This is a genomic window from Gracilibacillus saliphilus, assembly GCF_010994085.1.
Lineage (GTDB): Bacteria > Bacillota > Bacilli > Bacillales > Amphibacillaceae > Gracilibacillus > Gracilibacillus lacisalsi.
In genome coordinates, this window is the sequence record NZ_WJEB01000005.1 from 27,838 (window position 1) to 40,452 (window position 12,615).

Here is a 12,615-nt window from a genome sequence, read left to right on the forward strand (position 1 = left end):
TTTTATATGCAAAAGGTTTCAAGGAGTGTCAGGCACTTTATTTTATAGCATTTATATATTGTTGAAGACTATTTTCTACACACTCTGCTATCAAACTTACAAATGGATCAACATTCTGCTGCATACTTGCCAATTCCAAAGTTTTATAATAGTTTAGTCGTTGGTCATTCTCTGCTTTTATAATAGCTGGTGGATAACCTGCTTCCATTAATAAGAGATTCATCAATAGTCTTGCGGTTCTTCCGTTCCCGTCTACAAATGGGGGAATATAAACAAATTTAAAATGAAATAATGCAGCTAATTTAACAGGGTGTAATTTACTCTTGGCCTGATTATACCATTCGAACAGATTTCTCATCTCATGATCTACTTGCAAAAAGTGTGGGGGGGTATGCTCACTACCTGATATTCTTACATTAATGGACCGGTAAACCCCTGCATTCTTATCGTCAATATTTTTTAGAATAATAGCATGTATCTTTTTTAGTATCGACTCATCTAAATGGCTCTGCGTAATAACTTTTTCCTCAATATAATCAATAGCTTCTGCATGATTAACTGCTTCAAAATGTTCTCTTAAATGTTTACCACCAATCGTTAAACCTTCTTCTAACACCAATTTGGTTTCCATTAGCGTCAAAGTATTGCCTTCAATTGCATTGGAATGGTATGTCCATTCTACTTTGTATACATCCTTAAGATTTTGTACAACTTCTGGTGGTAGTGGTCTTTCTTGGTCTAAATCTTTTTTTAATTGATCAATCCGTTGAAATTTATCCATCTTCCACACCTACTTTAAGTTTTATTATATCATAAAAAAGTTCTCGAATGACATCCCTCTTACTTATTACGTATCTGTAAAATATACTGCGTATTGATCGTAATCAAGATGAGTCCAATAATAAAGATAGCAAATAGTTGTGATTGTTCAGAGCTAACAGAATAGACCGTCAAAATAATCATCGCACCCACAAGTAATAAGTTCGTGCTATTAAAAGTATAATAAAGCCCTTCTAGCATCACATGTCGCTCTCCTTCATCAGAAGAAGCAAGTAGCTTTTTCGTATAATCTTTATCTGATACTTTTGGGAGGTCGCGTTCTGGATACATCACTTTCATCAAATAGGGCGATACATATGAACTTGCTCCGGAAATCAATACTAGAATTAACGCACAAATAGTCAGGAATAATTCTTGCTTGGTTACAATGACTATGCTGAATGTAATAATGGAAAAAATCATACTGATATTCCCTACTAGTGAAACATCACTAAATTTTTTATATTGCCACTTATCACGATCATCTTCCTCTTCTCCTTCTAAAGGGCTCGATGCCTTTCGTTTGATTTGCAACATCCCTACAATAGCTAATACTAATAAAATCAGGGAAATAGTCCCTAGAATCCATATCAATTCATATGCGATATCAAACATGGTTAATTCAAATTCTAAAGCTAAAAATGCATATATAATGAAAAATCCAAAAACGGCTCCAATAAAAAAATTCACGAAACTTTTCATACTAATTCTTCCTCCTTAAATATAAAAATCTGATCAATCGGTTCATTAAAAATACGTGATAATTTCACGGCTATGAGGAGAGAGGGCATTAATTCCTCACGTTCAATCAAACTAATCGTTTGGCGCGAGACTTTTGTTCGTTTAGCCAGTTCAGTCTGATTCAATCCATCCCTTGCACGTAATTCTTTCAGTCTTGTCTTCAATCTTGTCACCTCGCATGTTTTTATATCTTATTCACAGTTACATGAACGAGAAATCCTATACATATCTCTATTGTAAAGTATCCTTATTATTTTGACAACTATTTTTGTCATAATGATCACTTTTATTGTCAAAAAGTAGTAAAACATAAGCACACCAAAAAGACTCGAGCATCATTTTAAGATGATCGAGTCTTTTGAGGTGTTTCAATATTATGATTCATTCGTGATACTGGAAAGTTCCATGTGATTTCTATTTATCAGTCACTATAAATCAGTTATCAGTCACTTTTAAGCATTTATCGGTCACTTTCAATATGCTACCTCCATTAAACAGAGGTTGCACCTTGTCCGCCATCAATTCGATAGTAAGCTCCGGAAATAAAGGAAGCTTTATCAGAAGCTAAAAAGACCATTAAGTCTGCAATTTCTTCTGGTGTAGAATATCTTTTTAACGGAACACTGTTTTCAAAGTTAGTACGAGCATCCTCTTCTTTTCCTGGCATCGCATTTGATTCGATTGACTTCATCATTTGTGTATCTACTCCAGATGGGGCTACTGCATTAACTCGGATACCAAAATCAGCTAATTCTAATGCTGCTGTTTTGTTTAGGCCAATCACAGCATGCTTGGAAGCAGCATAAATACCCATTCTAGGTGCACCTAATAGCCCACCATTGGATGCTGTATTTACGATTGCACCACTTTTTTGCTCTTTCATAATGGGAGCTACATGTTTTAACCCTAGGAATGCACCAAGTACATTCACACCGAATACCGCCTGATAATTATCGACTGTCTGTTCATCAAGTGTCGCAAATGCACCATTAATACCTGCATTATTAATAAAAACATCCACTGTTCCAAAAGCTTTTTTCGCCTCTTCTACATAATTTTGGACTTGCTCTTCCTTCGATACATCTGCAGCTACTAATAACTTATCTTTAGCGTTAATGTTCTTTGTTTTTTCTTCTAAAGCTTCTTTTGAAAGATCAACGAGAACTAATTTTGCTCCTTCTTTTGCAAATGCTTCTGCCGCCGCTAGACCAATTCCACCAGCTGCCCCTGTTATTAATACTACTTTATTTTCAAAACTCATTTACATCACCTCATCTTAATAGTCTGTACTATTAATGATAGCTTATAAAATGTATAATGTCGACAATTTTAACTTGAGAAGATAATATCCTCCCTTCTTTTATCAGTCTAAAGTATCTAGTAACAAATGAGGCACAAGAGCCTTCGCCTTGTCTAATTGGTTCGCTTTCAACAATTCAACTATTCGTGTCATTTGAGAATGGAAATGTTCCATTGTTTCCACTGTCCATTTCAAGTTGGCAAATACTTTCAAAATATATACGGACTCCTTATAAAAATGTGACAACGGGCGATTGTTAGCAACTTCGAATAAATATTCTGTAACATGGGCCGAACTAGATTGATACGCCATTAAATCTTGTTGACCATAGTCCACTTGCATTTGTTGCACTTTGTTATCTAGAATGGCTATTTTATCTTTGGTCCAGCTTTCTTTGGTTAACTCAATTGCCATTTGGATAAGTCCAATCATAACTTCTGCATATTCCTTAATCTCACTCTCCGTAAATGTTTTGACAATGACACCTTTTCTTGGAATTCTCTCTACAATATTGTCTACTTGTAATAGATATAGAGCTTCTCTAACAGGTGCTCGACTTGTGTTTAATTCAGAAGCGATATGCTCTTCAGCTATTTTATCTCCAGGGATGTATTCCCCTTGCATTATTTTTTTCAATATATGTTTAGCAATTTGTTCGGGTAATGATTCACCAAATGGGTTCGCATGCTCCTTGTCATTAAATTGCTCATATGCCATATTTATCACCCCAACTCATAATATATCATTATCCTTTCTATTGTATATAAAGCATTCTATATTGCAACTTTTTTGGAATAAGCACTCTTTCATAGCAGAATTTCCACAAATAATTACAATAAGAGATTGTACCTCCTATCAGGAAGACAATCTCTTTAATTAAAGTAAATAAAACAAGAATTCGAATGAGAGTATGATTTATCTGTCAACAAGTGAGGGCTTTCGAGTTTATTCAGTTACTTCTTCACCATTTAATATTAATTTAAATGATATATTTGCACTTAATGAATCTGATACAGAACAATACTTTTCTTCTCCCAGACGTATTGCACGCCATATTTTTTTACTATCGATATCTCCCTCCACTATGAATGTAACTACTATATCCGTAAATCCTTTAGGTGGTTCTTCTTTTCTTGATCCATCTGTTTCAATGTCAATTTTAGATATTTTTTCTAAGTGAGGGCGTAATATCATTGTTACATCAATACCAATACAACCAGCTAAAGAGCTAAGTAACATCTCTGTAGGTGTAGCACCTTTTCCTAAACCTCCATAAGCTTCTGTTGCATCCATATTTTTTTCATAACCAGATTGCCCTTTCCCAGTAAATGCTCTACCGCCTGTCCATGTAGTTGTAACTTTCATATCATTCATCCTCTCTTAGTAGTTTAAGCTAGTTCCTGGCCCAACTGGAATTCCGAAGAGGTACCAGATGGCAAAGAATATCGTCCATACAACGAGAATAGCAATAGAATGTGGTAACATTAACGAAATCACAGTTCCTACACCATTTTGTTTTCCATATCGTTGAGCAAATGCTACAACAAGCGGAAAAAATGGCATAAGTGGCGAAATGATGTTGGTTGAGGCATCACCAATTCTATATGCTACTTGTGTAACTTCTGGTGAAATGCCCATTTGCATGAACATTGGTACAAATACTGGTGCCATAATCGCCCACTTTGCTGAATCTGCTGCAATAAATATATTAATAATCGTCGTAATAAATATTAAAGCAATCAATAAAAAGACACCATTTAATTCAACTGCTTCTAAAATGTTGGCACCCTTTACTGCAATGATTGTACCTAAGTTCGTATAATTGAAAAGTGCAACAAACTGAGCAGCAAAGAAAATGAGTACAATAAATCCAGCCATTGTTTCTAATGAAGATGTCATGAGACCTGCCACATCTTTATCAGTACGTACCGATTTAGTAACCATGCCATAAACAATTCCAGGAATTAAGAAGATTAACATCATCAGAAATATAATACTACTCATAAATGGAGAAGTAATAATACTGCCATTCTCTCCTCTTAATGGTCCATTCTCCGGAATTACTAATACAGCTATCGCAATAATAGTAACTAATATAGAGAGGTTTGCCCAGAGAAGACCTTTTTTCTCAAGTGGTGTTACCGTAGCTTTGTTTTCATTAGAATCCTCATTTGAATTATATTGTCCTAGTTTTGGTTCAATTAGTTTATCTGTAATAATGGTTCCCATGATGACGATTAAAAAGGTAGAAGCGAACATATAAAACCAATTATCTGTAGGATTAACAATATAGCTTGCATCTAGTATTCTTGCTGCCTCTGTAGAAATACCTGCTAGCAAAGGATCATTGGTTCCAATTACTAAATTTGCAGAGTATCCACCTGCAACACCAGCAAATGCTGCTGAAAGCCCTGCTAATGGATGACGATTAAAACCTAAAAAAATAATGGCTCCTAATGGTACAAGGACAACATAGCCAACAGAGGCAGCAACATTGGAGAGAACTCCCATTAAAACAACAATAGGAGTTACCCACTTTTTCGGTGCCTTTGTCACAGTATTTGTCATTAAAGCACTAATATACCCACTCTTCTCAGCAACTCCAACTCCAAGCATGGCGACCAATACTGGACCAAGTGCTACAAAGGAAGTGAAATTGTTTACTACACTAGAGAACATGTGTGCAATTCCCTCTGAAGTAAGTAAACTAACCGCTTGAACGGTAAGCATTTCTGTTTCCATCGTTTCGTTGTTGACACCTTCGAACGAAACAGAAACATCCATTATGTATAAAATATGTGATAAACCAATAACAGCTAATGTAAACAAAATAAATATAGTTACGGGATGAGGTAGTTTATTACCGAATTTTTCTATTATATTTAGAAGTTTGACTGTTTTAGACTCACTTTGCTTCCTCATATTATTCTATCCCTCCAAAAAAATTCAAATCAACATCATTCCCTAGTATACATATCAGAATTATAAAGTCTAGAAAATTGTATTATAACTAAGACTCAGATGTGTTGGAAGCAAATGGGACAATGGAAGTGTTATAAAAAAAGGGCTTATCTGAATAACCTGGGGAGACTGTAGAAAAGAATGGTAGTATTTACGTAAGTGTGGATAACTTAACAAATGATTGATTCTACGATGACACCAATTATTTAGCTCTTTGATACTCCTTGGAAAAGTGTCGCTCTCCCTTGGATAAATCGACATATCCAAGGAAGAGAACACAACTAATCCACCAAAATGGTTATACTTGCATCTTCTAACTTACTTGAGCTAGCATGTAGCGTTATCTCTCCTTGCTCAACTCCTGCTCTAACAAATGCCAGTAGTTTACCATGATATACCTTTCTGCTAGATTCATAATAGGGTTGTAAATCTTGAATATCACCATTTTCCATTGCGAGAAGTTCACCAGGTCCTTCTATCGATAAGTGGATTTCATTATCGGCAAGATAGACAGGGTTCCCCTCGGAATCAGTGATTTTCATTTCAATATGAGCTATATCTTGTCCGTCAGCCTTTAGATGATTACTATCTGTTACCATATCAATATAGAGAGGTGTGGAGGGTGTCATTAATTGACAGCTATGTTCATTTCTTGATTTATCTTTTGCGATAACCTTTAATTCCCCGCTTTCAAATGATACATCCCAAGATAAATAACTATCTTTTTCTCCTTTTCGCTTCACACCTAATGAGTGCTCATTTAAGAATAATTCTGCTTCTTCACAATTGGTATAGCAAAACACTACCAGTTTTTCATTCTCTTGCCATTCCCAATGTGGATCGCCTTTCCATCTAGAATGATGATCCCTTTCGTCTTTGGGTTTAGCTGCTAAATATACCATTGGCTTATCGCTCCAAAGACTCTTGCGATAGTAAAAACTAGATTTCTTATTTCCTGCCAAGTCTAAAAATCCAGCTGGGGAGGCTCTGACAGGCCAGCCTTTTGCTTCACCTAGGTAGTCAATACCAGTCCAAATAAATTGCCCACTTATTTCATCATTGTCTCTAACAATCAACCAATCTTCCAATCCAGGACTATTTTCGCTCCCATATATCACATGATTCGGATATTTATTGATGTCTTCTTTATATAAGTGCTCTTTATAGTTATACCCTATTACATCGAGAGATTGCGCATAACCGGTTAAGTTAGACAATTCGGGATAGGCTAACGCAGAAGTAACTGGTCTTGTCGTATCACACTCTTTTACATAGTGAACTAACTGCTTTGAAATAGTCGCTAATCGCTCTGCATTCGGTTTATCAGGATCATAGATTCTTTCTTGCTTTGGTTTGTTTGCATCATTATTCCCTGTCATTGACTGAAAGGAAGGGTGACAATATGGATCATTGGGGTAATCTATTTCATTACCAATACTCCACATGATAATGGATGGATGATTTCTGTCTCTCAAAACCATCTCTTTTAAATCAATCTCTCCCCATTGTGGAAAATCTTCATAATATCCATAATGCTCAGGGGGATATACATTATGTCCAACTGCCCATTTATTTTTCACACCTTCCCATTCATCAAAAGCCTCATCCATTACTAAAAAGCCGATTTCATCACATAGATCTAATAAGTGAGGCGCAGGTGGATTATGTGCCGTTCGTATGGCATTACATCCCATCTCCTTTAAAGCCTTTAATCTTCGGACCCATACTTTTTTTGGTACCGCTGCTCCCAAGCCACCAGCATCATGATGAATACATACACCTTTTATCTTCATATTCTCCTGATTTAGAAAAAAACCTTTCTTTGCATCAAAGGCAATAGAACGAATACCTGTTGTCGTAATCACTTCATCTTTCACTTCTTCATTTACTACAATCTCTGTTACTAATTGGTATAAGTGAGGATGATCGGGAGACCATAAAGCTGGATTTTCCAACTTTATCTGTTGTTCTACTTTTCCTGTAGAAAACGAATCGACCTTGATAGATTCTTGCGCTTTACCAACCTTTTCACCTTCCTTGTTGACCAATGTCTGCTGAACAATCACTGTTTCAGCAGTTGCTTGTTCATTCACTACCTGTGTATCAGCTTGCACAATTGCTTCTGTGTTAGAAACTTGTGGTGTGGTGACAAATACACCGTATTGATCAACGTGAACAGGATCAGTAATTGTTACATATACATCACGATATATACCAGAGCCAGTAAACCAACGAGAGTCTGCAACTTCTTTATGATTAACTTTTACTGAGATTACATTAACATCATCCGCTTTCACAAATTCTGTGATGTCGTATGTAAACGTATTATAACCGAACGGCCTTTTTCCTAGATAGTTACTGTTGCACCATACCTGTGAATGATTATAAATCCCTTCAAAAGTAATGAACACTTTCTTATTGTCTGCATTAGCTGGTAGCTTGAATTCTTTTCGATACCAGCCAACACCTCCCACTACATAACCTGTTCCACTAGAATATTGTTGAGAGAAAGGTTCCTCGACGGACCAATCATGTGGCAGGCTGATATTGCGCCACTTAGAATCATCAAATCCTTTATACCATGCTTTAGGCTCATCACCTCGGTAAAATTTCCAGTCTAGATTCAAATTTTGCTGTAATCTACTATTATTCATGAAGCACACTCCTTCTGATTTAGAATTCCTTTTATGCTATGCAGCTGATGTTAAGTTTCGATTCCTTTCTTCTGTCTTTTTAAAAGCTACGTAAGCAAACCGCATCACTACTAAACTCATCACACTCCCAGAGAAAAATAATAAAATAATAGGAATAGATGCTGTTATATACCATACAACAAAGCCTACAAATAAAATGTAAATCGTTCTTAGCGGATAGGAGGCACCGATAATAAAGGCATACTTAAAGCACTCCATCAACTTAATGTCATAATGTACATAGACAGGAAAAACAAAGAACAACATCATCATATAGTAGAAACTAACTGTTACAAGTAAAAGCAGCATCACCATATATTGCATACCTTCCATATTTCGAACTAGCAGGTAATCAGCATATAGCACTAGACCACCTACTGAACTTATATAGCCTAAGAGATTCGCTTTCAAAAAACTGCCTTTGTAAGCATGGATAAAAGTCTTCGTTACTGAAACATCGGTATTTCCTTTCATCCATTTTCTTACTACCGTATACATGGCTACTGTTGCAGGAAACAAACCTAAGAACCCTAAGCCAAGGATAGAAAAACAAATCCATAACAAATTAACTAAGCTCAACTTCATGATCCAATCTGAAACTTTATAAATAAATGAAGAGGTATAAGTTGGCATTTTATTCAACCCTTCCTATCTAGCTTTTAACTGCCCCTGCAACACCTTCAATAAAGTATCTTTGCATGATAATAAAGATAATCATAACTGGTAATAGGGATATCGTCGCACCTGCCGCCATACCTGAAAAGTCTACTGCATAGGTTTGAACGAAATTTTCCATTCCGACCGCTAATGTTCTTAGTTCCGGTTTACTAATCGTTAAGACTAGTGGTACTAGGAACGAACTCCAGGTCCAAATAAATTGCATGATGGCCGTAGTTGCAACAATAGGCATGCTTAAAGGGAGCATTACTTTTGTGAAAATCGTTAAAACGCCGGCTCCATCGATTTCTGCTGCCTCTTCAATTGATTTAGGTAAATTCGCAAAAAAGGAAGCAAACATTAAGATAAACAACACATGGGCCCCTGATGACTCCGCTACAATAATCCCTAATATAGAGTTATCCAATCCCATTGCATTAACTAACTTAAATAATGGGATAATCGTGTATCCTTTGGGAATAAACATGATTGCCACAACGCAGATCATGATTGTTTTCTTTCCGGGAAAATCAATTCTACCTAAGGCATATCCTGTTAAAGAGGAAAGCACGATAACGATAATAACAGTAGAGACAGTAAATATAACTGTATTCCAAAAATACCCAGAGAAATTAGCTGTGATCCAAGCCTCTGAATAGTTTTGCCACTGAAAGTCTTCTGGTATTAACTTCGTACCACTTGTTAAAAACTCTTTATTGGTTTTTAAAGAAGAAAACACCATCCAAACGAAAGGATAAATCCACACAATTCCGAACAGAATTAAAAAAACGTGCATCATAACCCTAGCTGATTTGGTAGTAATCATAGTGCTTTCACACCACCTTTTTTCTTTTTATTTCCTTTTAGTTTAATGATTTGTTTACCAAAGGAAGCTGCACCAAAAACCATACTAATAGCAAAGGTAAATAATCCTAGTAATACGCCTGCTGCAGAAGCATATCCCATTCTGACTTGACCTCCACCTAATTGGCTCGAAAAAGCATAATTATAGATAAACAAATCCATCGTTTCCGTCGCAAAGTTAGGACCACCATTAGTAAGCGTCTTCACCAAATCAAACGCATTAATCCCACTTACTAAAGAAAGTAAGATAATAACAGCAGCTATTGGTTTCAAAAGTGGTAATGTGACATGTCTTAATGTCGCCCAGAAACCTGCTCCATCAAGTTGAGCAGACTCATACAGTTCATTTGGTATAGATTGTAAACCGGCTAACCAATATACCATATTGATCCCTAACCCTTTCCAAGAACCAATCACAATTAAAATAATAACGGCAAGAATCGGATCAGTTAACCACGGAATCGGCTTATCGATGATATTAAAGTCGACAAGTAACTGATTAAAGAAACCATTGATACCAAATATACTTCCCATAATGATCCCTACAATAGCAGTAGTGGTAACAACAGGTAAGAAATAGATAGCGCGGTAAAAGCCTTTGCTTTTTAACTTTTGGTCATTTAATATAATCGCTAAAATTAATGCACCACCTACACCTAGTAACGTTGTACCTAAAATATAATATATCGATACTAACGCAGAGTTCCAAAACCTTCCTGAAGTCAATAATTGCTGGTAGTTCGCTAACCCAATAAAATCATTTAACGGACCAATGCCACTCCATTCATAGAAGGAATAGACATAACTCATCACAATGGGATAAGCAGAAAAGATAAAGAAGACAATGATTTGTGGAGCAAGAAAGATATAAGCCCAAATTGTTTTTCGTTTCTGAAGCGTTCTTAAATTTGATGTATCTTTGCTAGTCGATTTCTGACTTAATTCCATATTGTTTGCCAACCTCAATCACCCTTTCATATTTTAGTTAGGAAAAGGATACATTACTATAGTCTCGCTCGCACCAGACTATAGTAATGTCAACTGCCTACCTTAATTCATCATACTTATCCACTGTATATGGCTCGAACGGCTCCCAGTTCGGATAAATATAATCATCTTGAGAAACTTCAGGAAATTCGTCTAATGTTTCCATAAAGGCATCCTTCATATCTTGATCAATTTGCTCTATTTCGCTATCAATATCATCTATATTCCCTGTGATATAACCGACAACTGCATCACCAATCCCACCAACTTCGAGTTTATTGCGATATGCACGGTTGAATTCTACAATCTCTGGATTTAATTCTGCCGGTTTTGGAACTGGAATTGCTAATTGACTTTCTAATTCAAGAATATCGTTATATTGTTCAAAAGGTGGGTCTCCCCCAACATCTTCTTTGGCAGGTAAACCAGCACCAGTATTGACATAAACAGTCTCATGGAGATGCTCTAATGCGTATTCTAAGAAAATCTTAACTTCTTCCCAATGCTCTGTATCATTACTAACTCTGATACTTGTTGCTTCAGAACCAGCATGATAGTAATAAGGATTTCCATCTTTCGTTGGTAGAGGTGCTACACCCCAATTTTCAAATTCGCTTTCCACAACTAATTGTCTGCCAACCCAGTCACCACTCCACAAAAATGCACTTTGTCCAACAGAAAATAAAGCTTCTGCTTCACCTAATCCGATCTCAACACTTTCTGGTGACATTAACCCTTCATCTAATAACTCTTTAACAAATTTAGCGCTTTCAATTTTACCGTCTGTATAAACTTGAGGTACTCCCTCTTTATAGTTCTCTTGCCAAGGTACTTCAGGCGTAATAGCAGTACCCATCATAGAAACTAATTGTTCATTCGCCCATCCTGGATTATTCCAAACAATCGGATAAACACTTCCGTTTGATTCATCCACAATCGTTTGACCTAACGCTTTGAACTCTTCCCATGATGCAGGAATATCATCCTCCGTTAACCCTAACATGTCAAAAACGTCTTTATTATAGTACATAATCATTGCCTTACTTTGTGGTGCTGCTAAAGGGAACCCATAAACCGATCCATCTGCTGTTGTACCATTTTCATACCATGTTCCATCTTGGAATTGCGCTTTTACATCTTCCGTAAATATTTCATCTAGATTTTTGACAGCATCGACTTCCATTAATTCTGATAAATCTACGATATTGGTCCACATATCAGGCAAGCTACCCTCGGAAAGTGCGGTTCTTAGTTGTGTCTCAGGTTCCGGTGTGTCTTGTGTTTCTATTCTTATCCCAGGATGCTCCGCCTCAAAATCTTCGATTAATTGAGCAAATCCTCCCCTTAATTCCGAATATCTATTCCAAAGTGAAAGAGTAACTACATCTTCATCTTCATTTTCAGAATCCACACTCTCATCATCACTACAAGCTCCTAAAATGAACACAACAGCCATCATCAGAACGAATAAAAAACTAAATTTTTTCACCATTACACTCCCCTTTTTTCTTATAGTAATTTAGTTGCACGATAGCATGTATGTAGCCATACACCACCTCCTTTACTATCATCCCTCACAAAGCATTAGTAAAC

The 12,615-nt window shown here is 36.3% G+C and carries 12 protein-coding genes; all 12 read right to left on the minus strand.

Features of this window, described 5'->3' with window-relative positions:
* Nucleotides 1-37 precede the first annotated feature (37 nt).
* Entirely contained in the window at nt 38-781 is a 744-nt protein-coding gene (locus tag GHT08_RS07880; protein ID WP_163580890.1) for a Fic family protein, read from the minus strand.
* Nucleotides 782-840: 59 nt separating this feature from the next.
* Nucleotides 841-1,521: a DUF3169 family protein gene (locus GHT08_RS07885; RefSeq protein ID WP_163580891.1), complete on the minus strand. Its 681-nt coding sequence runs from the start codon at nt 1,519-1,521 to the stop codon at nt 841-843.
* Entirely contained in the window at nt 1,518-1,724 is a 207-nt protein-coding gene (locus tag GHT08_RS07890; RefSeq protein WP_163580892.1) for a helix-turn-helix transcriptional regulator, read from the minus strand. Before GHT08_RS07890 ends, GHT08_RS07885 begins: the two co-directional genes overlap by 4 nt.
* A 326-nt stretch (nt 1,725-2,050) precedes the next feature.
* The gene (locus GHT08_RS07895) at nt 2,051-2,821 is read right to left on the minus strand and encodes an SDR family NAD(P)-dependent oxidoreductase (RefSeq protein ID WP_163580893.1); all 771 of its coding nucleotides are present in this window, start codon (nt 2,819-2,821) and stop codon (nt 2,051-2,053) included.
* A 102-nt stretch (nt 2,822-2,923) separates the two neighbouring features.
* On the minus strand, nt 2,924-3,577 hold the full coding sequence (locus GHT08_RS07900; RefSeq protein WP_163580894.1) for a GntR family transcriptional regulator: 654 nt from the start codon (nt 3,575-3,577) through the stop codon (nt 2,924-2,926).
* Between the two features lie 228 nt (nt 3,578-3,805).
* Nucleotides 3,806-4,225, minus strand: coding sequence for an OsmC family protein (locus GHT08_RS07905; protein WP_163580895.1), 420 nt, complete (start codon nt 4,223-4,225; stop codon nt 3,806-3,808).
* Between the two features lie 15 nt (nt 4,226-4,240).
* On the minus strand, nt 4,241-5,782 hold the full coding sequence (locus GHT08_RS07910; protein ID WP_163580896.1) for an AbgT family transporter: 1,542 nt from the start codon (nt 5,780-5,782) through the stop codon (nt 4,241-4,243).
* A 320-nt stretch (nt 5,783-6,102) separates the two neighbouring features.
* The gene (locus tag GHT08_RS07915) at nt 6,103-8,475 is read right to left on the minus strand and encodes a glycoside hydrolase family 2 TIM barrel-domain containing protein (RefSeq protein WP_163580897.1); all 2,373 of its coding nucleotides are present in this window, start codon (nt 8,473-8,475) and stop codon (nt 6,103-6,105) included.
* A 36-nt stretch (nt 8,476-8,511) separates the two neighbouring features.
* Nucleotides 8,512-9,147: a YesL family protein gene (locus GHT08_RS07920; protein ID WP_163580898.1), complete on the minus strand. Its 636-nt coding sequence runs from the start codon at nt 9,145-9,147 to the stop codon at nt 8,512-8,514.
* A gap of 19 nt (nt 9,148-9,166) precedes the next feature.
* Nucleotides 9,167-9,997 (minus strand): carbohydrate ABC transporter permease, encoded by an 831-nt coding sequence (locus GHT08_RS07925; RefSeq protein WP_163580899.1) that lies wholly within the window; start codon nt 9,995-9,997, stop codon nt 9,167-9,169.
* Nucleotides 9,994-10,995: a carbohydrate ABC transporter permease gene (locus GHT08_RS07930; protein WP_163580900.1), complete on the minus strand. Its 1,002-nt coding sequence runs from the start codon at nt 10,993-10,995 to the stop codon at nt 9,994-9,996. The genes GHT08_RS07925 and GHT08_RS07930 overlap by 4 nt, the downstream gene beginning before the upstream one ends.
* An 85-nt stretch (nt 10,996-11,080) precedes the next feature.
* Entirely contained in the window at nt 11,081-12,511 is a 1,431-nt protein-coding gene (locus GHT08_RS07935) for an ABC transporter substrate-binding protein (protein WP_163580901.1), read from the minus strand.
* Between the last annotated feature and the right edge of the window lie 104 nt (nt 12,512-12,615).

What these genes read in the sequence shown, in the direction of transcription:
- GHT08_RS07900 (WP_163580894.1), bottom strand. Translation starts at nt 3,577, where the DNA reads ATGGCATATGAGCAATTTAATGACAAGGAGCATGCGAACCCATTTGGT.
- GHT08_RS07910 (WP_163580896.1), bottom strand. Translation starts at nt 5,782, where the DNA reads ATGAGGAAGCAAAGTGAGTCTAAAACAGTCAAACTTCTAAATATAATA.
- GHT08_RS07895 (WP_163580893.1), bottom strand. Translation starts at nt 2,821, where the DNA reads ATGAGTTTTGAAAATAAAGTAGTATTAATAACAGGGGCAGCTGGTGGA.
- GHT08_RS07925 (WP_163580899.1), bottom strand. Translation starts at nt 9,997, where the DNA reads ATGATTACTACCAAATCAGCTAGGGTTATGATGCACGTTTTTTTAATT.
- GHT08_RS07905 (WP_163580895.1), bottom strand. Translation starts at nt 4,225, where the DNA reads ATGAAAGTTACAACTACATGGACAGGCGGTAGAGCATTTACTGGGAAA.
- GHT08_RS07915 (WP_163580897.1), bottom strand. Translation starts at nt 8,475, where the DNA reads ATGAATAATAGTAGATTACAGCAAAATTTGAATCTAGACTGGAAATTT.
- GHT08_RS07920 (WP_163580898.1), bottom strand. Translation starts at nt 9,147, where the DNA reads ATGCCAACTTATACCTCTTCATTTATTTATAAAGTTTCAGATTGGATC.
- GHT08_RS07880 (WP_163580890.1), bottom strand. Translation starts at nt 781, where the DNA reads ATGGATAAATTTCAACGGATTGATCAATTAAAAAAAGATTTAGACCAA.
- GHT08_RS07885 (WP_163580891.1), bottom strand. Translation starts at nt 1,521, where the DNA reads ATGAAAAGTTTCGTGAATTTTTTTATTGGAGCCGTTTTTGGATTTTTC.